Raw genomic sequence first — 22,609 nt, forward strand, 5'->3', positions numbered from 1 at the left:
CGCAAACCACAACACAGCATAGGAGCGCACGCGTGTCACCGACTCAACTTCTCGTTCCGACCTTCTCCCAGATGCTGCGCGCGCAGTCCGCGTGGCTCGACAAGGCTGCCGCACACCGCCAGGCCGCGGGCGACGCGCCCGACGCGGCGATGTCGCTGAAGCTGGCGCCCGACATGTATCCGCTCGCGGCACAGGTGCGCTTCTCGTGCTTCCAGGCGATGGAGCCCGTCCACCGGCTGCGCGGCGAACCGCTGCCGGCCGCACTGCTCGCCTTGCGCGAGGCAGGATGGCATGCGGATGCGCAGCCCGGCACGCTCGCCGATGCGCAGGCGATCATCGCCGGCACGCTCACGTTTCTCGGCGACCTCGCGCCGGATGCGCTCGATGGCGGTGCCGCGCGGCCGATCGCGCTCGACATGCCGAATGGAATCGCGTTCGACATGACGGGCGAGCAGTACGCACGCGACTGGGCGCTGCCGCAGTTCTATTTCCACGCGATCACCGCTTACGCAATCCTGCGCCACCACGGCGTCGAACTCGGCAAGGCCGACTACGTGCCGCACATGCTCGCGTACGTCCGGCCGGGCACGATTCCGCAAGGGTGAGCAGGCAGGCGCCGGGCAACCGCGAAGCGACATGACGCGGGCACTCTTCCTCTGCAGCCGCAACCGGCTGCGCAGCCCGACGGCCGAAGCGGTGTTCGCCGCGTGGCCGGGCGTCGAAACCGACTCCGCGGGCCTCGCGCCCGATGCCGACACGCGCGTGTCCGCCGAGCAGCTCGACTGGGCCGATGTCGTATTCGTGATGGAGCGTGCGCACAAGGCGCGGCTGGCAGCGCAATTCGGTGCGCATCTGCGGGACAAGAAGATCGTGTGCCTCGATATTCCCGACCGATACGCCTACATGCAGCCGGAACTTGTCACGTTGCTCGAACGCAAGGCCGGCCCGTTGCTGCGCGCATGACCGGCGCGAGCGCTATCGACGTCAGCGCAGCCGGCCGCTTGCGATCGCCGAGAAACAGTCGAGACGCAGCAGCTCGATGATCTTGCGCGTCGGCACGCTCGCACGCAGCGTGTCGAGCCGGTCGACGGTAAACCACTTGCAGCGGGCGATCTCGTTGCTCGCGCGCGGCGTCAGGTGCGCCGGCACGTCGGCCACGAACACGTGATGGAGCTTCGTCAACCCGCCGAACTGCACCGCGTAGTCGAGCGCGAGCCCCTCCAGCCGCGTTTCCTCGGCAAGCTCCCGCAGTGCAGCATCGAGCGGCGTCTCGCCACGCCGGATCGTGCCGCCCGGCAGCGACCAGCGCGACGCGGTGCGGGCGACCAGCAGCACGCTGCTGCGCTGACGGCACACGATCGTGGCGCGTTCCTTGATGACGGCGAGAGTGTCCAGCCCGGTACTCATGTTCGGTCAAACAGGTGCTGAATCGTGGAGAAAATGCGTGTCGGCGGTACGTGACCCGCCAGCAGCCGCCACGGCGTAGAGGCAGCCGCACCGATCTTAGCGGCCGTTCATGACAGTTCCATGCACGCCCTCGCGGGGCAAACGCCGGGTCACGCGTGCGTATAGATGCCGCTGCGCGTGGGCTTCACATGGCGCGGCTGGCGGCGCTTGTGGACAGCCCGCCGATGGTGGGACGGCGGCGGCGTGACGTGCCGGCGCGCGGGCGCGGGCCGGGCGGTCGGTGAGGCCGACTGCGGCGCTCCCCCCGGCATCCCGGTCTGTCCTTCGCCGAAGTGGAACGTCTGGGTTTGCGCATGTCCGACGCCCAGCGTCGACGCCAGCATGAAGGCCGCCAGCAGCATCCGTTTCATGAATGATCCGTCCGATTTTTTTGAGATGAAGATTGCCCGCCAGCTTAACGAAAGGCGGGATGCCACCGCAACCGACCCGTGTTCGGTGTCGCCCCGACTTGCGCACGGCGGCGTCTTTCGCTTCGCCTCAGGGTGCCGCAGGGGTTGACAACGAATTTCCTGAGTGTGAATATAAATTCACGCACAAGAATAATTCGCCGAATCCGGACGGTCGCGCTCAGGCGCCGAGCCTACCGGGACCGGCAGTCCGATCAACCGGAACCAGGAGCGGGACGCATGGCGGAACACGAGCAGCAGGGCGCGCTGGCGGGATTGCGCATCATCGATCTGTCGCGGGTGCTGGGTGGCCCGTATGCGACGCAGATCCTGGCCGACCACGGCGCGGAGGTGATCAAGATCGAACCGCCGTCCGGTGACGAGACGCGCACCTGGGGCCCGCCGTTCGACGGCGATACCGCGTCGTACTTCCTCGGCGTGAACCGCAACAAGCTCGGTATCGCGCTCGACCTGACGCAACCGGCCGACCGCGAGCGGCTGCTCGGCCTGCTCGAACATGCGGACGCGATCGTCGAGAACTTCAAGATCGGCACGATGGAGCGCTGGGGGCTCGGCTTCGACGCGCTGCATGCGCGGTTTCCGCGCCTCGTCCATTGCCGCGTGTCGGGCTTCGGCGCGGACGGCCCGCTCGGCGGGCTGCCCGGCTACGACGCGGCCGTGCAGGCGCTCGCGGGGTTGATGAGCGTCAATGGCGAAGCCGGCGGCGCGCCGCTGCGGGTCGGCGTGCCGATCGTCGATCTCGTCACCGGGCTGAACGCGGCGCTCGGCGTGCTGATGGCGCTGCGCGAGCGCGACACGAGCGGCCGCGGCCAGTTCGTCGAATCGACGCTGTTCGACTGCGCGCTGTCGATCCTCCATCCGCATACGCCGAACTTCTTCCATTCTGGGAAAGCACCCGTGCGCACCGGCAACGCGCATCCGAACATCACGCCGTACGACAGCTTTCCGACGGCGAGCGTCGACATCTTTCTGGCGGTCGGCAACAACGGGCAGTTCGCGGGCTTGTGCGACGTGCTCGGCACGCGCGACTGGCTCGACGATCCGCGTTTCGCGGACAACCGCGCGCGCAGCGCGAACCGCGCCGCGCTGCGCACGCTGCTCGAAACGGCGTTGGCCGGACACGACGGCGCGGCGCTCGCCGAGCAACTGATGCGCCGCGGCGTGCCGTGCGCGCCGGTGCTCGGGCTCGATGCGGCGCTCGACCATCCGCATGTCGCGCATCGGCAGATGAAGGTCGAGCTGGGCCGGCATCGCGGCATCGCGTCGCCGATCAAGCTCGGCCGCACGCCGGCCACGTACCGGCGGCCGCCGCCCGCGCTGAACGAACACGCGGCGCAGGTGTTTGCCGACGCCGAGCCCAACGCTGAAGACCGCGACCACGACACGCACCGGGACTGACCCGCATCGCGGCAGCCGGCCGTGTCGCGCGCCCGACGGCGCCGCACGGCCACTCGAACACCACGCCGGGCGACGACGCGCGCACCGGCTGAAGAGGAGACGCATCATGCTTGCATGGATCGGCGCGATCGCCATCGTCGCGCTGTTCGGCCTGATCATCACGAAGCGGCTGTCGCCGCTCGTCGCGCTGATCGTCGTGCCGGTGGCCGCGTCGCTCGCGGCCGGGTTCGGGCTCGCGACCGGCAAGTTCATCGTGCACGGCGTGCAGAACATCGGCCCGATCGCCGGGATGTTCGTTTTTGCGATTCTTTTTTTCGGAATCCTCACCGATGCCGGGATGCTCGATCCGATCATCGCGGGCGTGCTGCGCGTGATCGGCTGCCATCCGCCGCGTATCGTGATGGGCTCGGCGCTGCTCGCGCTGCTGATCCATCTCGACGGCTCGGGCGCCGTCACGTTTCTCGTCACGCTGCCCGCGATGATGCCGCTCTACACGCGGCTCGGGATGGATCGCCGCATCCTCGCGTGCGTCGCGTCGATGGCGGCCGGCGTCAATTTCCTGCCGTGGGTCGGGCCGATGCTGCGCGCATCGGCGGCGCTGCACATTCCCGGCTCCGCGATCTTCATGCCGATGATTCCGGTGCAGATCGTCGGGCTGGTGTTCGTGTTCGGCACCGCCTACGTGCTCGGCGTGCGCGAGGCGAAGCGGCTCGGGCTCGATCGTGCCGGCGCGGCGTCGCTCGCGATCGCGCCGCGGGCGCTGACCGACGACGAGCGCGCATTGCGCCGGCCGGAGCGCTTCCGGATCAATCTCGTGCTGACGCTCGTCGTGCTCGTCACGCTCGTGGCGGGCATCGTCGACCCGATGGTGATGTTCATGCTCGGCACGGTCGCCGCGCTCGTGATCAACTACCCGGACGTACAGGCCCAGCGCGAGCGGATCGACGCGCACGCCAAGGCCGCGCTGATGATGGCGAGCGTGCTGCTCGCGGCCGGCGCGTTCACCGGCATCATGTCCGGCACCGGGATGCTGAAGGCGATGGCGGACGTGGTCGTCGCGCACGTGCCGGTCGAGCATGCGCGCCACATGCCGTTCGTGCTCGGGCTGCTGTCGATGCCGCTCAGCCTGCTGTTCGACCCCGATTCGTTCTACTTCGGCGTGCTGCCGGTGCTCGCGGAAAGCGCGAAGCTGCTCGGCGTGCCGCCGATCCAGATGGCGCAGGCCGCGCTGCTCGGCCAGATGACGACGGGCTTCCCGGTGAGCCCGCTCACCCCCGCGACGTTCCTGATCGTCGGCCTGACCGGCGTCGAGCTGGCCGAGCACCAGAAATTCACGATTCCGTTCCTGTTCGCCGCCACGGTGCTGATGGTGTTCGCCGCCGTGATCGTGGGCGTGTTTCCGTTGTGAGCGCCCGGGACCTGCCGCTTCGTGCCTGCGCTCCGGGAGGGCGATCCCGCAAGGGACGCTCGTCGAAGCGCAAGCCTCGACGCCGCCGGGCGTTTTCCTTCTTGAAAGCGGCGTAGCCGCTTGGCCTTTTCCAGGAGTGCATGCCATGCAGTTCGACCTGACCGATGACCAGCGCGCGATCGAAAGCGCGATCGAGAAAATCTGCGCGCGCTTCGGCGACGACTACTGGCTCGAACGCGATCGCGCGGGCGGGTTTCCGGCCGATTTCCACGCGGCGCTCGCCGAGGCCGGCTGGCTCGGCATCGCGATGGACCCGGCCCATGGCGGCGCCGGGCTCGGGATGACCGAGGCCGCGCTGATGATGCGCACGATCAGCGCTTCGGGCGCCGGCCTGTCCGGCGCGTCGGCCGTCCACATGAACATCTTCGGGCTGAACCCGGTGCAGGTGTTCGGCACCGACGCGCAGAAGGCGCGCTTCCTGCCGCCGCTGATCGCCGGGCGCGACAAGGCGTGCTTCGCGGTGACGGAACCCGATGCGGGCCTCGACACCACGCACCTGAGCACGCAGGCGCGCCGCGACGGCGACCATTACGTGCTGAGCGGGCGCAAGATCTGGATCTCGACCGCGCAGGTCGCGAACAAGATGCTGATCATCGCGCGCACGACGCCGCTCGACCAGGTCGCGAAGCCGACCGACGGGCTGAGCCTGTTCTATACCGACCTCGACCGCTCGCGCGTCGAAGTGCGCGAAATCGAAAAGATGGGCCGCAAGGCGGTCGATTCGAACATGCTGTTCATCGACAACCTGCGCGTGCCGGAAGGCGACCTGATCGGCAACGAAGGCGACGGCTTCCGCTACCTGCTGCACGGGCTGAATCCCGAACGGATCCTGATCGCCGCCGAGGCGATCGGGCTCGGGCAGGCCGCGCTGCGGCGCGCGACGCAATACGCGTGCGAGCGCGTCGTGTTCGGCCGGCCGATCGGGCAGAACCAGTCGATCCAGCATCCGCTCGCGCAGGCGTGGATGCAGCTCGAGGCCGCGTGGCTGATGGTGATGAAGGCGGCGACGCGCTACGACGCGGGGCAGTCGTGCGGCGCGGAGGCCAACGCCGCGAAGTACCTCGGCGCGGAAGCCGCGTTCCAGGCCTGCCAGACGGCGGTCGCGACGCACGGCGGGATGGGCTATGCGAAGGAATACCATGTCGAGCGCTACCTGCGCGAGTGTATGATTCCGAGGCTCGCGCCCGTGAGTCCGCAACTGATCCTGTGCTACATCGCGGAGAAGGTGCTCGGGCTGCCGAAGTCGTACTGACCGGTCCGCCCCGGCAGCCGGCCCGGTGCGCGGTGTCCCGTTCCGATTCAAGCACTCGTCATGGACGTCAAACTCGTTGCCCGCACGCTCGACCTGTTCGAGCTGTTCGCCGCCGAACGGCGGCCGCTGCCGCTCACCGAACTCGCGCGCCTGCTCAATGTGCCGGCGTCGAGCTGCCTCGCGATGGCGCGCACGCTCGTGAGCCGCGGCTACCTGTACGAAGTACGCAAGCGCGGCGGCTACTACCCGACACGCCGCCTGCAGACGCTCGCCGCCGCGATCGACGCGACCGACCCGGTCGTCGACATCGTCCATCCGCATCTCGTCGCGCTGCGCGACGCGAGCCGCGAGACGGCCGTGCTCGGCAAGATCCAGGGTGTGTCGGTCACGTATCTCGACGTCGTCGAGTCGGAGCAGGCGATCCGCTATACGCGCGCGCCGGGCGAACTGCGCCCGCTGCATGCGAACTCGATCGGCAAGGCGATCTTCGCGGAACTGGCCGGCGACGCACAGCAGGCGCTCGGCGCGCAGCTGCCGTTCGAGCGCTTCACCGATGCGACGGTGGCGGATCTACCCGCGCTCGTCGCGCAAACCACGCGGTTTCGCGAACTCGGCTGGGCCGAGAACTTCGGCGAGAGCGCGCCCGAGCTGTCGGCGATCGCGGTTGCATTGACGCTCGACGGCGACTGGTACGGGCTGTCGGTGGTCGGGCCGACCGAGCGGATTCGCCAGCATCGCGACACGCATGCGGCGCTGCTCGTCGACGCGAAGGCCAGGCTGCTGGCCGAGCACGCGCGCGACTGAAAGCGGGCAGGGCGCTGCCGCCCAGCGGGCCGTCCGCCGGCGATCCCGTAGCGGGCGATCGCCGTGAACGGCCCCGGATGCACAGGCCTCGCGCCTAGCGCCGGCCGCTACGCCGCATCACGACTTCACCCACACGCCGCCCGCACTCGGGTTGTCGCCTTGCGTCCACCATTTCGCGCAGTATTTCGCGCCCTGGTACATCACGCAGGTGCCGCCCGAATACGCGGTGGTTGCCGACCACGTGGGCGTGCCGCCGCCGACCACTTTCCACACGGCGGCCTGGCCGGGCACGTCGCCCTGCGTCCACCATTGCGCCTGGTACGTCGTGCCCTGGTAGGTGACCGTCGCGCCGGCCGTATAGACCTGGCCGGCCGCCCAGGGCGCGCCCGGTTGCGGCGTGCCGCCGTCCGAGCCGCCGCCGTAGTTCGGATCCTGCGTGACGCCCGTGCCCCACTTGCCGTCGAGCCGCTTGAAGATCGTCGCGAACGCGTACGGCTGCTGCGCGACGCCCGAGCAGGTCGGCGACGCATACGTGCCACCCGACGGGCACGCCTGATCGCGGCCGACCGACCAGTTGCCGAAGAAGCCGTAGCCGTTGCTGACCGCCGCGTTCAGCACGCTTTGCGCATTCGCGAGCGTGAAGGTTTCGCCTTGCACGTCGTTCACGCCGATCATCGGCGTGACGCCGACCATCTGCCAGAGCTGCGCGTTGGTCTTCGGCTGGCCGGCCGACTTGAAAGCCGTATCGAGCTGCGAGTAGAGCGCCTGCGCGGCACTGATCGCGGCCGCGCCCATGTCGAGGTTCGCGGGGCCGTAGTCCATCGCCATCACGTTCACCGCATCGAACGCGGTCTTGTTCGCGATCGCCGCGTTGACGACGTTCAGGCCGTCCTGCGTGAGCCCTGTCGGCATCGTCGGCAGCGTCAGCGTGACGTGCAGCGGCTTGCCTTTCGCCGCATAGCTCGCCTGCAGCTGCGTGACCGCCTGGAAGTTGCGCGCGACCGCGGCCGTGTCCATTTGCGACGCACCTTCGATGTCGAAGTCGACGTGCGTGAGGCCGTAGGTGTCGATCACGGTCTGGTACGCGCTCGCCAGCGCGGGGACCGTCGTGCACGCCTGCATCAGCGGCGTGCCGTTCGCACCGCCGAACGACACGGCGACTTCGCCGCCTTTCGCGCGATAGCTCGCGATCGACGTCGACAGCGCGGTCAGCAGGCCGCCGCTCGCGCCGTTGCCGATCGGCTGCACGCCGCCCCATGACGGCACACAGCCGTTGCCCGCGACCACGAACGCGAGCGTGAACTGCTGGATGCCTTGCCGGACGCCGATCTGGTCGACGAGCGGCGTCGGGTAGAGCGTCACGTCGACATACGGCGCATAGACGCCGGCGCCGTGGGACACGCTCGCCACGGCGAGCAGGCAACCCGCTGCAAGTGCGCGCGGGATGAAACGCGGCAACACATTGTTGTTCATTGTGTTCTCCAAGTGGAAGAGGGATACGCTGGCCCGCGTATCGCCGCCGGTCGGGCGACCGGGCAGGCCCGGCCGACGGCGTGCCCATCTTGGAGGATTCGCGTCGAATAGTGAATAGTCAGGAGTTCTTTTTGTTATTTGATTCCCGATACGTAACGATCTTGCCGATTCGACACAGTTCCGGCATGCGTGACGCGGGTGATTTTTCCGATCGACCGGGTGAGGCACGACGCGTGTCGCTCGTCGCGCTTCAAGCCGATGGCGGCTGGACGAGCGAGCGCGCCAGTGCGACGAAGCGCTCGACGCACGCCGACGCGAACGGCTCGTTCCACGACACGATCTGCTCGACCGCGCGCGTGCCGGCGAGCGGCACGTAGACGACGCCCGGACGCTGCAGCGTGGCCGTGAAACCCGGCACGATCGCGATGCCGCGCTCGGCGGCCACCAGCGACACGAGCGTCGTGATCTGTGCGGCGGTCGCGCCGATCCGCGGCGTGAATCCGGCTTGCGCGCACAGGTCGTCCAGTGCCGCGGTCAATGCCGAGCCGTAACCGGGCGGAAAGGTGACGAAGGTTGCGTGCGCAAGCGCCGCGACGTCGACGCTCGCACGGCTCGCGAGCGGATCGCCGGCCGGCACGGCCGCGACGAGCGGTTCGCGCGACACGACGAGCGATGCCACCGGCACGCCGGGCGCACCGTGCCACGCCCAGCCGAAACCGATGTCCATCGTGCCGTCCGCGATCTGCTGGCGCTGGCTCGCGGTCGCCGCCTCGCGGAACGCCAGCTCGACGTCGGGCATCGTCCGGCTCGCGACGCGGATCACGTCCGGGAACGTGTCGGACATCGGAATCGAGCTCGCATAGCCGATCACGATCCGCCCGGCGATGCCCTGCGCGATCTTGCGCGCGCTCGCCTCGGCCTCGGCGGCTGCGCTGACGACGTGGCGTGCATGGTCGAGGAACGCGGCGCCTTCCGGCGTCAGCCGCACCGCGCGCGTCGAACGCTCGAACAGCCGGACGCCGAGCTCGCTCTCGAGTGCAGCGATATGACGCGTCAGCGGCGGCTGCGCGACCCGCAGGCGCAACGCCGCGCGGCCGAAGTGCAGTTCGTCGGCGACGACCACGAAATAGCGGAGGCGGCGCAGGTCGAGCATTGTTGTCGTTCCGGTATCAATCGCGATGAAAACGGTATTGGCGTGCACGCGGCGCGCTCGTCAGACTGTCGGTATCGACACAGGCCGCTCCGATGAACGACAGGACCACGCGCATCGCGTTCTTTCTCTGCGGCTTCGCCGCGTTTCTCAATCTGTATTCGACGCAGGGCATCCTGCACGAACTCGCGGCCACCTTCGGTGTCAGCGCGGAGCGCGCGGGGCAGGGCGTGAGCGCCACCACGACGGCCGTCGCCATTATCGCGCCGTTCGTCGGCGTGCTGGCCGCGCGCATCGAGCGGCGCGTCGCGATCTCGCTCGCGGCGGTGGCTGTCGCGCTGCCGGTCGTGTGGTCCGCGCAGGCGGGCAGTTTCGCGTCGTTCCTCGGCGCGCGCTTTGCGGCCGGTCTCGTCATGCCCTTCATTTTCGCGCTGTCGATCGCCTATATCGCCGAGCGCTTCGATCGTGGCACCTCCGCCGAGATCAGCGCGCTGTTCGTCGCCGGCACGACGCTAGGCGGTTTCGCCGGCCGCTTCGCGACCAACCTGATGACGTCGATCTGGGGCTGGCGGCATGCGCTCGACGTCGTCGCGGCGCTGTGTCTCGTCACGGGCGTCGCGATCTACGCGAGCCTGCCGGCGTCCGGCGCGATCGCGCGGCGCGTCGAGCACGTTGCGGATAGCGGCGCGGGGCCGTCCTGGCGCATCGTCACGCGCGGCCCGCTGCTTGCATCGTTCGCGATCGGCGCATGCGTGCTCGCGTCGCAGGTCGCGACGTTCACGTTCGTCGGCCTGCGCCTGGCCCGCGCGCCGTTCAACTTCGGCACGGTCGGGATCGGAGCGATCTATGCGGTGTTTCTGGTGGCGGTGGTCGTGACGCCGCTGGCAGGACGCCTCGCGCGGCATCGCGGCCCGCGCGCGCCGGGGCTTGCCGCGGCCGCGCTCGCGATCGGCGGGGCGCTGCTCACGCTGTCCGACCACGTGCCGGTGATCCTGGCCGGCCTCGCACTCAGCTCGACCGCCGTGTTCGTCGAACAGGCATCGGCCAATACGTTCATCTCGCAGGCGGCGTCGAGCGCGCGCTCGACGGCGATCGGCATCTACCTGTCCTGCTATTACTTCGGCGGCAGCCTCGGCTCGATCCTGCCGGTGCCCGGCTGGCATCGGTGGGGATGGGCCGGCTGCGTCGCGTTCGTGGTCGCGGCGCAGGCCATCGTCGGCGTGCTCGTGTACCGGTTCTGGCATGCCGACGGCACAGCCGGCCCCGCGCAGGCCGACGCACGCGGCGTCACACCGTCGCGCTGACCGGCTTCAGCGATACCAGCGCGGCGTATAGACCCACTCGCGTGTATTGCCGATTGCGAAGCGCCGCGTCGTCGACGAGCCGAGGATCACCATCGTGCGCATGTCGACCTGGTCGCTGCGCAACGCGCCGAGCGTCGTCGTCGTGAGCGTCGCGCCCGGCCGGCCGATGTCGCGGCCGAGCACGACCACCGTCTCGGCGCTGCGGTGCGCGCGCACGGTATCGAGCGCACGATCGAGCTGCCACGGCCGTGCACGCGAGATCGGGTTGTAGAACGCCATCACCAGATCGGCCTGCGCCGCGTGCCGCAGGCGCGTCTCGATCACATCCCACGGCTTCAGGTTGTCCGACAGCGAAATCGCGCAGAAGTCGTGACCGAGCGGCGCACCGGCCTGCGCGGCCGTCGCGAGCGACGCCGAGATGCCGGGTTCCACGCGCAGGTCGACCGCGGCCCAGTGCGGATCGCGCGCTTCGTCGAGCGCTTCGAGCACGGCCGCGGCCATCGCGAACACGCCCGGGTCGCCCGACGACACGACCGCGACGCGCCGGCCTTCGGCCGCAAGCTCGAACGCATGGCGGGCGCGCTGCATCTCCTCGCGATTGTCGGTGCCGTGCACGCGCTGGTCGTCGCGGAACGGGCCGGCCATGTTCACGTAGGTCGTGTAGCCGAGGATGTCGGTCGCGTCCGCGAGCGCGGCGCGCGCGGCCGGCGTGAGCCACTCGGCGCCGCCCGGGCCGAGGCCGAGCACCGTCAGCCGGCCACGTGCATGGCCGAGCGTGGCGGGATCGACCGGATGCGACGCGACCGCGCATGCGATGCCGTCCGTCGTGGCGCGCAGCGTGTGCGCGACGCGCAACGCACGGCCGAGCAGGGTGGCCGCATCATCTGTCGCGTCAGCGTCAGCGTCGGTATCGGTATCAACGAAGCGCAGCGGCACGTCGAGCGTATGCGCCGCTTCTTCCAGCACGGCATCACCGATTGCCGATGCGGGCGCCACGATGGCCGCGAGCGCCAGTCGTGCGAGACCTTGCGAATCGAGTGCTGCATCAATGCGTGCGGCAAGCGCTTCATCCGCGTGGATAGCCTGCGCATCGATGCCGACCACCACGCTGCGTGGATGAATCACCAGTTCGTCGCGCGTACCGCGCCATGCGTCGGGAGTCACGCGGATCGCATGCGCGGCGGCTTCGTCGCGCGGCAGCGCGACATCGTCGAGCCACGGCGCCGCGCCGTCGATGCGCGTCGACGCGCCCGCGAGCAGATCGGACACGAAGCGCTTGCCCTGGCCGAGATCGGCGAGCGCATAGCCTTCCGGCGGATTGAGCACGCACGCGCCGAAACGCAGTTCGCCGCTCGTCGTGATCGCCGGCGCAACGCCGACGCATGCGGCGATTTCCCGCGCGATCACGTTGACACCCGTCAGCCCGCCGAGCAGCGGCACGACCGCCGAGCCATCTTCCGCCACCGCGAGCACCGGCGGCTCGACGCCCTTGTCGGCGAGCGAGGCGGCAAGGCAGCGGATCACGATGCCGGCCGCGCACAGCGCGACGATCGGCAGGCCGCGCGCATAGAGTCCACGCAGGTGCGCGCCGAGATCGTCGAACGGCACGTCGGCCGCGACACGCGATGCGAGGCCATGCACGAGCGCCCCCGGATAACGCGCCTGGATGCGCCGCGCGGTATCGAGCGCGCCCGCGCCGAGAATCACGATCGCGGGCGGAGTCGTCATCCTTGCCATTTTTCCCCCGGCACGACGAGCAGCGAAAAATACGGCGACGCCATCGGGTCGACTTCGTCGAGCGGCACGATGCGCTGGCTCGCCATCGTCGCGCGCTCGACATACAGCGCGCGCTTCGCGAGCCCCAGCTCGTCGAGCACGCGCCGCACCTTGTCGAAATTGCGCCCGAGCTTCATCACGACGGCCGCGTCGGCCCGCGCGAGCCGCTCGCGCAGTTCGTGCTCGGGCAGCACGCCCGACAGCACCGACAGGCTCTGGTTGCGGTAGACGAGCGGTTGGCCGAGCACCGCGGTGCCCCCGAGCATCGCGCACACGCCCGGAATCACCTCGGTGTCGTAGCGCGGCGCGAGGCGGTCGTGCAGGTACATGTACGAGCCGTAGAAGAACGGGTCGCCTTCGCAAATCACCGCGACGTCGCGCCCCGCGTCGAGGTGCGCGGCAACGATCTCGGCGGCCGTGTCGTAGAAGTCGGCGATCACCGTCTCGTAGCACAGCGGCGGCGGCAAGGCCTCGGTCGTCACCGGATAGACGAGCGGCAGCTGCGTCTGCGCGTCCTGGAGGTGCGCTTCGACGATGCCGTACGCATTGCCTTTCTTGCCCTTCGCGACGAAATACGCGACCACCGGCGCGGCCTGCAGCACGCGCAGCGCCTTGATCGTCATCAGTTCGGGATCGCCGGGGCCGACACCGACCCCGAACAGGCGTCCGCGCGCGGTTGTCATTCGACCTCCGTCGCGAGTGCGTTGACCGCCGCCGCCGCCATCGCGCTGCCGCCGCGCCGGCCGAGCAGGGCGACGTACGGCACGCCGCGGCTGTCGGCGTCGAGCAGCGCCTTCGATTCGGCCGCGCCGATGAAGCCGACCGGGAAACCGAGGATCAGCGCGGGGCGCGGCGCGCCGGCGTCGATCATGTCGAGCAGATGGAACAGCGCGGTCGGCGCATTGCCGATCACGACGACGCTGCCCGCGAGATGCGGACGCCACAGCTCGAGCGCGGCGGCCGAACGCGTGTTGCCGAGATGCCGCGCGAGATCGGGCACCTCGGGCTCGCCGAGCGTGCAGATCACGCGGTTGTCGGCAGGCAGCCGCGCACGCGTAATGCCTTCGGCGACCATCCGCGCATCGCACAGGATCGGCGCGCCGGCGGCGAGCGCCGTGCGGCCCGCCGTGCCGGCGCCGGCCGAGAAGCGCAGGTCGTAGACGACGTCGACCATCCCGCACGCATGGATCACGCGCACCGCGAGTTTCTCGAGGTCGGGCGGAACCTGCGACAGGTCGGCCTCGGCGCGGATCGTCGCGAACGACTGGCGGTAGATTTCCTGCCCGTCGCGAATGTAGTCAAGCATCGGTGGTGTCCTGGCTGTGCCGCGCGCCCGTCAGTCGGGCCGCGGCCTGGTCAATCGTCAGATGGCGCGCGAGCGGGGCGCCAAGGCCCGCGGCGGCGTCGCGCCGGTAAAGGTCGTAGTGCGCGGGCGCAACCGCGACGAGCGTGTGCGTCGCGGGATGCGGCAGCGCGCAGTGGCGCTCGCAGCCGGTCAGGTGCACGTCGACTGCATGGCCGATGCGGGCGGCGAGTGCGCGTGCGTCGTGCTTCGTGTCGGCGCGCGCCTTCGCGCAGCCCGCGCTGCCGGTGCACGCGACGAGCGTCGCCAGCGGGTCCGACGACGCGCAGACGAGGCCAAGCGACGCGAGCGCATCGAGCGTGGCCGGTGCGCGTTCGCGCGAGACGTCATGCAAGAACACGCCTTGCCATGGCGTCATCGACAGCGTGCCGTCGCCGTCGGTTTCGGCCAGCGCCGCGAGCCGCTCCAGTTGGGTGGCATCGAGCCGGCCAAGCACGAATTGCGCGCCGACGTTGCAGCGCGTCGCATCGAGCGACGGGCGCACGCCGAAACGCAGCGTCGGGTCGGTGCACGTGCGGCGCCAGCCGGCAAGCGCCGGATCGGCTACAAGCGGGAAGGGCAGGTAGTGCTGCGCGCGTTCGAGCAGCGCGCGTTCGCCGCATGTTGCGAGCAGCGCGCGCATCCGCGTGACGTCGGCCGGTGCGAGATCGAGGAACGCGAGCAGCAGCGCGCGGACCAGCGCAGCAGCTTGATCGGGCGCGACATCGACAGAAGCGGGTGGGTCATCGTGCGCGACCGGCGGACAACCGGCCAGCCCGGCCGCGACGCGCACCGCGCCGTCGCCGCGACGCCAGGCGGCCAGCCAGATGTCGTGAGGATGATCGAGCGCCGCAACCGATTCGCCGCCGTCGAGCTGGATCGAGAATTTCGGCGACAGCTCGCCGCGGCGGGGCTCGCGCGCCAGCATGTCGAAGAGCGGCGCGGCGAGCGCGCGGCTGTCGACGAGCGCGTCAGGGTCGTGGCCGGCGAGCGGGCTGAGCAGCACGTTGCGCACGTCGTCGCTCGCGGCGAGCACCGCCGCATCGGCGGCTGCATTCGAGGTGGCGTCGACGGGCGGGCCGAGACCCGCGTCGAGCAACGCACGCGTCAGCGCGTCGGCCGCGCCGTCGCGAATGCCGCGCAGCTGGAGATTCGCGCGATTGGTCGCGTCGATCGTGCCGGAGCCGAAGGCGCGCGCGGCCGCGGCGATCGCACGCGCCTGGCGCGCATCGAGCCGGCCGCCCGGCAGCTTGATCCGGCACAGCCCGCCGTCGGCGGCCGCGACCACGCGCACGAGCCCCGGACAGGCCGACGGGCGCACGACGGGCGACGCAGGAATCGAAACGGGGGCGGAACTCAACGGGGTACCGGGACAGTGTCGGGCCGCGGCCAACGCATCGGTACACCCCGCCCGACGCCGACTGGCACGCACGCACTTTCTGGCCGGCAGGTCTCCTGGCTGACAGGTCGGCGCCGGCTCCCGGCCTTCCCGGTGGAACCAGTGGCATGAGGGGGAGATCGGCTCGCTGTCTACAGTTGCGGGGGCAGCCACAGCGGCGCGTGGCGCGCCCTGTGTTCCCTCTTCGGCCCCGAAGGGCACCGGCGAACGAACGGCCGTAGGATACCCGATTTTGGGCGTGGCTCAGCGGCTCGCGCCATCGGTCAATTCGCGACAGCCTCCCAACGGAAATACGAGCCAATTCGTCTTGGATTCGTGCGCCATGCCGGACATCCGTCAATCGCAACCTTCGCGCAGCGTGCGAGGCGGCGTGTCGCTGCCGACGTTCGCCGCAACTTTGGTGAGCAGCGCAGCGAGTTGTTCACGTTCTGACATATTCAGATTGGCGAACAAGCCCCCGATCCAGCGACTGTGTTGATCGAAGATCTTCCTGGCAAGCTGCTTACCTCTGCGCGTCAGGCGAATACGCAGCGCACGACGGTCGGTCGGATCTGCCGTGCGTTCGATCAGTGAATCCTTTTCCAGCCCGTCCAGCAGTCCCGTCACCGTTGCTCGCGTCACGCCGGCCTGTTCGGCCAGGACGTTCGGAGCCAATCCTTCACCCGCCGCTTCCAGCAGAAACAGGATGACGAAACGGCCTTCAGACAAGCCGTGCGGTGCGAGCAGCGACGCACAGTCGCGGTCGATATCCGACGACAAGGAGAGCAATTGGAAGCACAAACGAATCCCGCCCAGGTTCGGAATATTGCGCCTAGCTGCTTCTTGCAGCAACGCCAGGTATTTCTGTTCCATCGCAATTTGTACCGTACCTTATTAAATGGCAGCTAACTTTATCGGTCATGGAAAGCGTGGTCAAGCAACGTGGGGAGGCGGGAGGGCGCGACATTGACACGCATCGCGAGGGACAAGGAGGCGGGCTCGCGGGTCCGACTCCGTCGAAAATGCAGTGAGGCGCACTGGACGTGTGCTGCGCGCGACGATTACAAATTCTTGACAAAGAAGATGGGCATCGACAATATAGTTAGACGCCTTACAGTTAGGCGGCAATCAAAAAGGAAGGTAAGTCGTGCTCGTTTGCGACCAACGATGTCCGCTGAACTACGGTGGATGACTGGTGGACGAGGTTTCCAATAGCCAGGAGGGCTAGGTGTTGCATTTCAATAAAGAGCGGGGCGCAACTCGAGTCACCGCCAACACAAGTGTTCTGAGAGACCGCGTTGAATTTCGACGAAGCCTGGTGCGCAGCTTGATTCCTGCCGGCGCTTACCGCAAGGAGATGGTGCGGCGCTGGGTGATAGAGAAATCCGAGCTTGAGGGCATCACGATTGGCCTTGCTGGGACGTTAGCCGAACGCGAGCAGGCTTTTCGATTGGTGCATGAGTCGTACGTTGCGCGAGGCATTGCGCTTCCAGCGCGATCGGGTCTGATGTTCTCGCCTCACCACATTCTTCCCGGCACGACAACCTTCATTGCGATGCGCTCCGGTCGTTTGATCGGCACCATTTCACTCGTCGAAGATTCACCCGTCGTTGGAAGATGGGACGCCCCGGTCAGACACGTCGATCGCATCACCCAACTACCGCGCATGGAGTGACGCAATGGTCCGTTTGGTACCTGAGAGAAAAGCCGCACTGGATAGCGGTATCGAAGCAACGAAGAACTTGACCGAATGTCTCGCGGTCGACCAGGCCGTACTGGTCGCTACCGTCCTGCCGGGCGTCGGGCTCGATCACGCACTTGGCTCTGTTCTTGCGGCGCAGGAGAGAGTTTCCGACAAGGGTATCAGCCGCCAGATTGCTGAAATCGGGCTGGCTATTGGCGAGACGCTGTCGGACATGAAAAAACGTCAAGCCTCGATCGTACTGGACCGGCTTCGCCACCATGTCTCGGACACGGTTCGCTCGTGGACTGCCTTTGCGGTGGTACGTGCCGACATGTCGCTGGCGCTCGGCGACCGCCTGCAGGCCATTCGCCCGTTTGCGGCAGACGCGCATTTCGGCGTACGTGAATGGGCGTGGATGGCAATGCGGCCCTACCTTGCCGCGGAGATCGACCGCTCCGTTGTGTTGTTACTCGAATGGACACGCGCGTCGGACGCCAATATCAGGCGATTTGCGGTCGAGAGTATCCGGCCACGAGGCGTCTGGAGCGAGCACATTGCGTGTCTGAAAACCAACCCTGAAATTGCAGCGCCCTTGCTGGATGCATTGAAGGCTGACGAGGCGCGATACGTTCAGGATTCCGTTGCCAACTGGCTTAACGACGCCAGTAAGACGTCACCCGAATGGGTGCTTGAACTTTGCGAACGATGGCGGTGCGAAAACAATCCCGCCACCGATCGCATCGTCGGCAGAGCGCTGCGGACTCTGCGGAAGAAAGGTCGCGCGGTCGCGGCGTAAACTCGTTATCAAGGAGATAGTTATGTCACTCTCGTCACATATCGACGCACTCAAGGTCTCGATGGTCGACAAGATTCCGTCCGATATGCTGCAAGCCATGAGCAGCGCATCCCAGGCGCTTGCGGTTTCGGGCATTGCGCAAAAGGCTTTAAAGGTGGGCACCCGTGTGCCGAGCTTTGAGCTTCCCGACGCTGACGGCCGTATCGTGCGGCTGAACGATCTCCTCAAGGACGGCCCGGTCGTCCTGACTTTCTACCGGGGACAATGGTGTCCGTTTTGCAACCTGACGCTCGCGGCGTTGCAGCGTGAACTGCCTCGGATCCAGGAGGCGGGTGCCACGCTGATTGCCATCTCGCCCCAAACTCCAGTTGCCACGGCGGCGACCGTGAAGACGGTCAGAACGACGTTCCCCGTTTTGAGCGATGTCGGCAACAATATGGCGCGAGCATACGGACTGGTCTTCTCCCTTTCCCCCGAGATGCGCCCCATCTACCATCAGCTCGGTGCCAATTTGCCGATCGTCAACGGCGACGCCAGCTACGAACTTCCGCTCGCGGCAACTTACGTCATTGGCCAGGATCGCCTCATCGCCTATGCGTTTGTCGACAGTGATTATACGAAGCGCATGGAACCGTCTGAAATCGTGCGGATTCTCAATACACTCTGAGCGACCTTAGCTATGTGCTTTCCCTATCGCCACCAATAAAATAAGGACTCTTATACATGAAAAGAATCGCAATCATCGGTTCTGGCGTGTCGGGAAATCTGGCAGCCATGTAATTCCGAAAGCGATTGCTCGATGTAGAGGTGGTAGTGATAGGAAGGCATGACCGCGACCGACCGATGGTTGGCGAGTCGACCGTTGAATTGACGACTCATTTCCTCAAGGGGCTGGGACTCTCTCAGCTCAACGGGACAATATCCTGGGTGCTATTGGTGCTGCTCGTGTCGGCCTCGATCACCAGCAACCTGGGCATCTTCGCCATCATCGGTGGCTTCGTGATCGGCATTGCACTGCACGAGAACAGACCGTTCGTGGCGCAATGGAACGAACGGGTGAGCGGCTTCGTGCATGTGTTTTTCATCCCCGTTTTTTTCGCGTACACCGGACTGCGTACAGACGTAGGCACACTGGAAACGGCCCGCGATTGGGTGATTTGCGGCTTGGTCTCCCTGCTCGCGTTCGTCACAAAATTCGGTGGGACCTACATCGCCAGCCGGCTCATGGGGGAATCCCGGCGTAGCGCGGCAGCGATTGGCGTTTCGATGAATACCCGGGCACTCATGGAGTTGATCGCGTTGAACATCGGCTACGACCTTGGTGTGCTTCCGAAGCAGACGTTCACGATGCTGGTCATCATGGCGATCGCAAGTACCTTTATCGCTACACCGCTCATTCGTTGGCTGATGCACGACCAACGGCGCGAACCGAGTGGTCAGCCGGCGGCCTGCTCCCCGGTGGAGCTTATGGCCGAATCACCGGGACGATAGCCCTTACGCGGCGCGCCATCCCATATCGCGCCGCGACTTCAAGGGAAATCTCGACAGAAAAATTGTCGCCTTGCGCCGCCGATTGCGGGTTCGCGAGGACGCGTACAGACACGTAACGCGCCGATAATTTCATACTGGGGCTTTCGACCAAAAATACTGGCCGGGCATGGCTTGCCGTCTTGCTGCGCAAGGGTGAAATGCGCCCCGGAAGGCTGTACTATGCGCTTTTTCGCAACGCGGACCTACGCGCGGCGGCTCAACGGCCGCCTGGCGCAACGGTAGGAAATCGAACGATGGGGAAGGGTGCATGACGGCGTGGCTGACGGTAGTGGGCATCGGCGACGACGGTTACGCGGGGCTCGGACGCAGTGCGCGGCGCGCGCTGCTCGACGCGACGCTCGTCGTCGGCGCGAAGCGGCATCTCGACATGCTGCCCGCGCGGCTGCCGGCCGCGCGCGAAGCGTGGCCGTCGCCGTTCGACCTCGCGGGCGTGCTGGCGCGGCGCGCGTCGCCCGTCTGCGTGCTCGCGAGCGGCGACCCGATGCTGTTCGGCGTCGGCGCCACGCTCGCGCGCCAGCTTTCCCCCGACGAATGGCGCGTACTGCCCGCGCCGTCGTCGCTGTCGCTCGCGGCCGCGCGCCTCGGCTGGGCGCTGCAGGAGGTCGGCGCGGTCTCCCTCGTCGGCCGGCCGCTGGCGACGCTCGCGCGTCACCTGCTGCCCGGGCGCCGCCTGTTCGTGCTGAGCGCCGACGGCCGCACACCGGCCGCCGTCGCGGCCGAACTCGTCGCACGCGGCTTCGGGCCGACGCGCATCAGCGTGTTCGAACATCTGGGCGGCCCGCTCGAGCGTCGTCTCGACGGCCTCGCGCAAGACTGGCGCATCGACGAAACTGCCGCGCTCAACCTGGTCGCGCTCGACTGCCAGGCCGGCCCCGACGCGCCGCGCCGCGCGCTCACGCCCGGCCTGCCCGACGATGCGTACCGTCACGACGGCCAGCTCACCAAGCGCGACCTGCGCGCGATGACGCTCGGGCGCCTCGCGCCCGCGCCCGGCGAGCTGCTGTGGGACGTCGGCGCCGGCAGCGGCTCGATCGGCATCGAATGGATGCGCGCGCATCCGTCATGCCAGGCGATCGCGATCGAAGCGCATGCGGAGCGGCAGCGCTTCATCGAGCACAACCGCGACGCGCTCGGCGTGCCGGGCCTGCAGCTCGTCGCGGGCCGCGCGCCCGATGCGCTCGCGGGGCTCGCCGCGCCCGACGCGATCTTCATCGGCGGCGGGGCGACCGCGCCCGGCGTGCTCGACGCGTGCTGGGCAACGCTGAAGCCCGGCGGCCGGCTGGTCGCGAACGCGGTCACGCTGCAGGGCGAGATGACGCTCGCCGCCTGGCGCGAAGCGCACGGCGGCACGCTCACGCGCGTGTCGCTCGCCCACGCCGAGCCGCTCGGCCGCTTCGATACGTGGCGACAACCGTTGCCGGTCACGCTGTACGACGTGCGCAAGCCCGACGCGGCCGACACGTCCGCATCGCCGGCCACGACGAACGCAACGGACGCGTGATGCGCGACGAGACTCCCGAACAGCCCGCGCCGCTACGCTTCGGCTATACGACCGGCAGCTGCGCGACCGCGACGTCGCTCGCCGCCGCGCGGCTGCTGCTCGCGGGTAGTGCGGACGACGCGGTCGAGATCGTGCTGCCGAAGGGGCAGCGCGTGATGATGCGGCTCGAGTTCTGCCGGGCGACCGCCGACGGTGCGGAAGCCGGCACGATCAAGGATGCCGGCGACGATCCGGACGTCACGCACGGCGCGCTGATCTTCGCGCGCGTCGCGCTCGCGGCGGTGCCCGGCGTGCGGTTTCATGCGGGGCCGGGCGTCGGCACGGTCACGCGCGCGGGGCTGACGCTGGCGGTCGGCGAACCGGCGATCAACCCGGTGCCGCGCCAGATGATGACGACGCACCTGGACGCGCTGGCGGCCGAGCACGGCTATGCGGGCGGCTTCGACGTGACGATCGGCGTCGAAGGCGGCGAAGCGCTCGCGCTGAAGACGATGAACCCGCGCCTCGGCATCGTCGGCGGGCTGTCGATCCTCGGCACGACCGGCATCGTGCGGCCGTTCTCGTGTTCGGCCTATATCGCGTCGATCCACCAGGGCATCGACGTCGCCCGCGCGAACGGCATCGCGCACATTGCCGCGTGCACCGGCAACGCGAGCGAGGACGCGATGCGCGCGCACTATCAACTGCCCGACATGGCGCTGATCGAGATGGGTGATTTCGCGGGCGCGGTGCTCAAGCACCTGCGGCGCGCGCCGGTCGCGCGGCTGTCGATGTGCGGCGGCTTCGGCAAGCTCAGCAAGCTCGCGGCCGGTCATCTCGACCTGCACAGCCGCCATTCGAGCATCGACCTTCCGCTGCTCGCGCAGTGGGCGGCCGAAGCGGGCGCAAGCGACACGCTGCAGGCCGCGATGCGCGCCGCGAACACGAGCCAGGAAGCGCTGAAGCTCGCGCACGCCGACGGCGTGCCGCTCGGCGATCTCGTCTGTGCACAGGCGTTGCGCGTCGCGCGCGACATCGTGCCGCCGTCGGTCGCGGTCGAGATGTTCGCGATCGACCGGCAGGGCCGCTTCGTCGGGGAGGCGCGATGAACACGCGCATCCTGCTGCTCGGCGGCACCGGCGATGCGCTGAAGATCGCGCGCGCGCTCGGGCCTCGTCACGTGTACAGCCTGGCCGGCCTCGGCAAGGTGCCCGACGACCTGCGCTGCGACGTGCGCGTCGGCGGCTTCGGTGGCGCGGCCGGCCTGGCCGCGTATCTGCGCGACGCCGGCATCGGTCTCGTGATTGACGCGACCCATCCGTATGCGGCGCAAATCAGCGCGAATGCCGCCGCCGCGGCGCGTGAAGCGGGCGTGCCGCTGTGGGCGCTGCGCCGCGCGCCGTGGGTGCCGCAACCCGGCGACGACTGGCGCATGGTCGACGACTGGGCCGGCATCGAGGCCGCGCTCGCGCCGTTCAGGCGGCCGCTGTTCACGCTCGGCCGCGAACCGCTCGCGCATCTCGACGCGATCCCGCCGCACCAGTTCTGGCTCGTGCGCTGCCTCGACGCGCATCCCGGCAATGCGCATGCGCAGATCGTCGCCGCGCGCGGGCCGTTCACGCTCGACGGCGAGCGCGCGCTGTTCGCGCTGATGGGCATCGACGTCGTCGTCAGCAAGAACAGCGGCGGCGCGGCCACCGAAGCCAAGCTCGATGTCGCGCGCGAACGCAGGCTGCCGGTCGTGATGCTGCGCCGGCCGCCGCTGCCCGACGCCGACCGCGCGTTCGATTCGGCCACGGCGCTCATCGACGCGCTCGATCCGGCCGCGCGCGCATGACGCCGCGCGGCCGGTCATCCCTTGAATTGACGGAGATTTTTC

At 68.3% G+C, this 22,609-nt stretch carries 23 protein-coding genes and 1 riboswitch; of the genes, 14 read left to right on the forward strand and 9 right to left on the reverse strand.

Going from position 1 to position 22,609, the window contains the following annotated elements:
* Positions 1–32 precede the first annotated feature (32 nt).
* Positions 33–605: a DUF1993 family protein gene (locus CFB39_RS08895; protein WP_089472772.1), complete on the forward strand. Its 573-nt coding sequence runs from the start codon at positions 33–35 to the stop codon at positions 603–605.
* A gap of 31 nt (positions 606–636) precedes the next feature.
* Positions 637–963 (forward strand): low molecular weight protein tyrosine phosphatase family protein, encoded by a 327-nt coding sequence (locus CFB39_RS08900; protein ID WP_089431071.1) that lies wholly within the window; start codon positions 637–639, stop codon positions 961–963.
* A gap of 21 nt (positions 964–984) precedes the next feature.
* Here the strand turns inward: CFB39_RS08900 and CFB39_RS08905 are convergent, their stop codons facing one another.
* Both CFB39_RS08905 and CFB39_RS08910 read right to left on the reverse strand, forming a co-directional pair.
* The gene (locus tag CFB39_RS08905) at positions 985–1,407 is read right to left on the reverse strand and encodes an NUDIX hydrolase (RefSeq protein WP_089472773.1); all 423 of its coding nucleotides are present in this window, start codon (positions 1,405–1,407) and stop codon (positions 985–987) included.
* Positions 1,408–1,556: 149 nt separating this feature from the next.
* The gene (locus CFB39_RS08910) at positions 1,557–1,817 is read right to left on the reverse strand and encodes a hypothetical protein (RefSeq protein WP_089472774.1); all 261 of its coding nucleotides are present in this window, start codon (positions 1,815–1,817) and stop codon (positions 1,557–1,559) included.
* Between the two features lie 276 nt (positions 1,818–2,093).
* Here CFB39_RS08910 and CFB39_RS08915 point away from each other — a divergent pair, with 276 nt between their 5' ends.
* The 4 genes from CFB39_RS08915 to CFB39_RS08930 all read left to right on the forward strand — a co-directional run bounded on the left by CFB39_RS08915 (position 2,094) and on the right by CFB39_RS08930 (position 6,796).
* The gene (locus CFB39_RS08915) at positions 2,094–3,272 is read left to right on the forward strand and encodes a CaiB/BaiF CoA-transferase family protein (RefSeq protein ID WP_089472775.1); all 1,179 of its coding nucleotides are present in this window, start codon (positions 2,094–2,096) and stop codon (positions 3,270–3,272) included.
* 106 nt (positions 3,273–3,378) lie between these two features.
* A complete protein-coding gene (locus CFB39_RS08920) occupies positions 3,379–4,680 on the forward strand; it encodes a CitMHS family transporter (RefSeq protein ID WP_089425410.1) in 1,302 nt (433 codons plus the stop codon).
* A gap of 145 nt (positions 4,681–4,825) precedes the next feature.
* Positions 4,826–5,992 carry an acyl-CoA dehydrogenase family protein gene (locus CFB39_RS08925; RefSeq protein ID WP_089431073.1) on the forward strand — a complete coding sequence of 389 codons (1,167 nt, stop codon included), beginning with the start codon at positions 4,826–4,828 and terminating at the stop codon, positions 5,990–5,992.
* Between the two features lie 60 nt (positions 5,993–6,052).
* Positions 6,053–6,796: an IclR family transcriptional regulator gene (locus tag CFB39_RS08930; RefSeq protein ID WP_089472776.1), complete on the forward strand. Its 744-nt coding sequence runs from the start codon at positions 6,053–6,055 to the stop codon at positions 6,794–6,796.
* A 117-nt stretch (positions 6,797–6,913) separates the two neighbouring features.
* On the opposite strand, the gene CFB39_RS08935 is transcribed toward CFB39_RS08930, so the two are convergent.
* Together CFB39_RS08935 and CFB39_RS08940 are read right to left on the reverse strand one after the other, a co-directional pair.
* Positions 6,914–8,269 carry a chitinase gene (locus CFB39_RS08935; protein WP_089472777.1) on the reverse strand — a complete coding sequence of 452 codons (1,356 nt, stop codon included), beginning with the start codon at positions 8,267–8,269 and terminating at the stop codon, positions 6,914–6,916.
* A 250-nt stretch (positions 8,270–8,519) separates the two neighbouring features.
* The gene (locus CFB39_RS08940) at positions 8,520–9,422 is read right to left on the reverse strand and encodes a LysR substrate-binding domain-containing protein (RefSeq protein ID WP_089472778.1); all 903 of its coding nucleotides are present in this window, start codon (positions 9,420–9,422) and stop codon (positions 8,520–8,522) included.
* Positions 9,423–9,514: 92 nt separating this feature from the next.
* Between CFB39_RS08940 and CFB39_RS08945 the strand changes: the two genes are divergently transcribed.
* On the forward strand, positions 9,515–10,723 hold the full coding sequence (locus CFB39_RS08945; RefSeq protein ID WP_089472779.1) for an MFS transporter: 1,209 nt from the start codon (positions 9,515–9,517) through the stop codon (positions 10,721–10,723).
* A gap of 6 nt (positions 10,724–10,729) precedes the next feature.
* On the opposite strand, the gene cobJ is transcribed toward CFB39_RS08945, so the two are convergent.
* The 5 genes from cobJ to CFB39_RS08970 form a co-directional block, all read right to left on the reverse strand.
* Positions 10,730–12,451, reverse strand: coding sequence for a precorrin-3B C(17)-methyltransferase (gene cobJ, locus CFB39_RS08950; protein WP_089472780.1), 1,722 nt, complete (start codon positions 12,449–12,451; stop codon positions 10,730–10,732).
* On the reverse strand, positions 12,448–13,182 hold the full coding sequence (locus CFB39_RS08955) for a precorrin-2 C(20)-methyltransferase (RefSeq protein WP_089425417.1): 735 nt from the start codon (positions 13,180–13,182) through the stop codon (positions 12,448–12,450). Before CFB39_RS08955 ends, cobJ begins: the two co-directional genes overlap by 4 nt.
* Entirely contained in the window at positions 13,179–13,805 is a 627-nt protein-coding gene (locus CFB39_RS08960; protein ID WP_046545711.1) for a precorrin-8X methylmutase, read from the reverse strand. Before CFB39_RS08960 ends, CFB39_RS08955 begins: the two co-directional genes overlap by 4 nt.
* Positions 13,798–15,162, reverse strand: coding sequence for a precorrin-3B synthase (gene cobG, locus CFB39_RS08965; protein WP_306426923.1), 1,365 nt, complete (start codon positions 15,160–15,162; stop codon positions 13,798–13,800). The genes CFB39_RS08960 and cobG overlap by 8 nt, the downstream gene beginning before the upstream one ends.
* 106 nt (positions 15,163–15,268) lie before the next feature.
* A riboswitch (cobalamin riboswitch) is annotated at positions 15,269–15,460 on the reverse strand.
* Positions 15,461–15,576: 116 nt separating this feature from the next.
* Entirely contained in the window at positions 15,577–16,098 is a 522-nt protein-coding gene (locus CFB39_RS08970) for a MarR family winged helix-turn-helix transcriptional regulator (protein WP_089472782.1), read from the reverse strand.
* 349 nt (positions 16,099–16,447) lie between these two features.
* Here CFB39_RS08970 and CFB39_RS08975 point away from each other — a divergent pair, with 349 nt between their 5' ends.
* The 7 genes from CFB39_RS08975 (at position 16,448) to CFB39_RS09005 (ending at position 22,567) form a co-directional block, all read left to right on the forward strand.
* Complete coding sequence (locus CFB39_RS08975) at positions 16,448–16,894, forward strand: hypothetical protein (protein ID WP_144030240.1); 447 nt, start codon at positions 16,448–16,450, stop codon at positions 16,892–16,894.
* Between the two features lie 4 nt (positions 16,895–16,898).
* Entirely contained in the window at positions 16,899–17,699 is an 801-nt protein-coding gene (locus CFB39_RS08980; RefSeq protein ID WP_089472784.1) for a hypothetical protein, read from the forward strand.
* Between the two features lie 22 nt (positions 17,700–17,721).
* A complete protein-coding gene (locus CFB39_RS08985; RefSeq protein WP_089472785.1) occupies positions 17,722–18,366 on the forward strand; it encodes a peroxiredoxin-like family protein in 645 nt (214 codons plus the stop codon).
* A 176-nt stretch (positions 18,367–18,542) separates the two neighbouring features.
* On the forward strand, positions 18,543–19,190 hold the full coding sequence (locus tag CFB39_RS08990; protein WP_179257656.1) for a cation:proton antiporter: 648 nt from the start codon (positions 18,543–18,545) through the stop codon (positions 19,188–19,190).
* A 307-nt stretch (positions 19,191–19,497) separates the two neighbouring features.
* Entirely contained in the window at positions 19,498–20,751 is a 1,254-nt protein-coding gene (cbiE, locus tag CFB39_RS08995) for a precorrin-6y C5,15-methyltransferase (decarboxylating) subunit CbiE (RefSeq protein ID WP_089472786.1), read from the forward strand.
* Positions 20,751–21,839: a cobalt-precorrin-5B (C(1))-methyltransferase gene (locus CFB39_RS09000; protein WP_089472787.1), complete on the forward strand. Its 1,089-nt coding sequence runs from the start codon at positions 20,751–20,753 to the stop codon at positions 21,837–21,839. The genes cbiE and CFB39_RS09000 overlap by 1 nt, the downstream gene beginning before the upstream one ends.
* Entirely contained in the window at positions 21,836–22,567 is a 732-nt protein-coding gene (locus CFB39_RS09005) for a cobalt-precorrin-6A reductase (protein WP_089472788.1), read from the forward strand. The genes CFB39_RS09000 and CFB39_RS09005 overlap by 4 nt, the downstream gene beginning before the upstream one ends.
* The last annotated feature ends 42 nt before the right edge of the window (positions 22,568–22,609 follow it).

It is taken from the genome of Burkholderia sp. AU6039, assembly GCF_002223365.1.
GTDB lineage: Bacteria > Pseudomonadota > Gammaproteobacteria > Burkholderiales > Burkholderiaceae > Burkholderia.

Bases quoted from the DNA above. Each gene is read 5' to 3' on its own strand.
- CFB39_RS08900 (WP_089431071.1), top strand. From the start codon at position 637: ATGACGCGGGCACTCTTCCTCTGCAGCCGCAACCGGCTGCGCAGCCCG.
- CFB39_RS08905 (WP_089472773.1), bottom strand. From the start codon at position 1,407: ATGAGTACCGGGCTGGACACTCTCGCCGTCATCAAGGAACGCGCCACG.
- CFB39_RS08910 (WP_089472774.1), bottom strand. From the start codon at position 1,817: ATGAAACGGATGCTGCTGGCGGCCTTCATGCTGGCGTCGACGCTGGGC.
- CFB39_RS08915 (WP_089472775.1), top strand. From the start codon at position 2,094: ATGGCGGAACACGAGCAGCAGGGCGCGCTGGCGGGATTGCGCATCATC.
- CFB39_RS08920 (WP_089425410.1), top strand. From the start codon at position 3,379: ATGCTTGCATGGATCGGCGCGATCGCCATCGTCGCGCTGTTCGGCCTG.
- CFB39_RS08925 (WP_089431073.1), top strand. From the start codon at position 4,826: ATGCAGTTCGACCTGACCGATGACCAGCGCGCGATCGAAAGCGCGATC.
- CFB39_RS08930 (WP_089472776.1), top strand. From the start codon at position 6,053: ATGGACGTCAAACTCGTTGCCCGCACGCTCGACCTGTTCGAGCTGTTC.
- CFB39_RS08935 (WP_089472777.1), bottom strand. From the start codon at position 8,269: ATGAACAACAATGTGTTGCCGCGTTTCATCCCGCGCGCACTTGCAGCG.
- CFB39_RS08940 (WP_089472778.1), bottom strand. From the start codon at position 9,422: ATGCTCGACCTGCGCCGCCTCCGCTATTTCGTGGTCGTCGCCGACGAA.
- CFB39_RS08945 (WP_089472779.1), top strand. From the start codon at position 9,515: ATGAACGACAGGACCACGCGCATCGCGTTCTTTCTCTGCGGCTTCGCC.
- cobJ (WP_089472780.1), bottom strand. From the start codon at position 12,451: ATGACGACTCCGCCCGCGATCGTGATTCTCGGCGCGGGCGCGCTCGAT.
- CFB39_RS08955 (WP_089425417.1), bottom strand. From the start codon at position 13,182: ATGACAACCGCGCGCGGACGCCTGTTCGGGGTCGGTGTCGGCCCCGGC.
- CFB39_RS08960 (WP_046545711.1), bottom strand. From the start codon at position 13,805: ATGCTTGACTACATTCGCGACGGGCAGGAAATCTACCGCCAGTCGTTC.
- CFB39_RS08980 (WP_089472784.1), top strand. From the start codon at position 16,899: ATGGTCCGTTTGGTACCTGAGAGAAAAGCCGCACTGGATAGCGGTATC.
- CFB39_RS08985 (WP_089472785.1), top strand. From the start codon at position 17,722: ATGTCACTCTCGTCACATATCGACGCACTCAAGGTCTCGATGGTCGAC.
- CFB39_RS08990 (WP_179257656.1), top strand. From the start codon at position 18,543: ATGGTTGGCGAGTCGACCGTTGAATTGACGACTCATTTCCTCAAGGGG.
- cbiE (WP_089472786.1), top strand. From the start codon at position 19,498: ATGACGGCGTGGCTGACGGTAGTGGGCATCGGCGACGACGGTTACGCG.
- CFB39_RS09000 (WP_089472787.1), top strand. From the start codon at position 20,751: ATGCGCGACGAGACTCCCGAACAGCCCGCGCCGCTACGCTTCGGCTAT.
- CFB39_RS09005 (WP_089472788.1), top strand. From the start codon at position 21,836: ATGAACACGCGCATCCTGCTGCTCGGCGGCACCGGCGATGCGCTGAAG.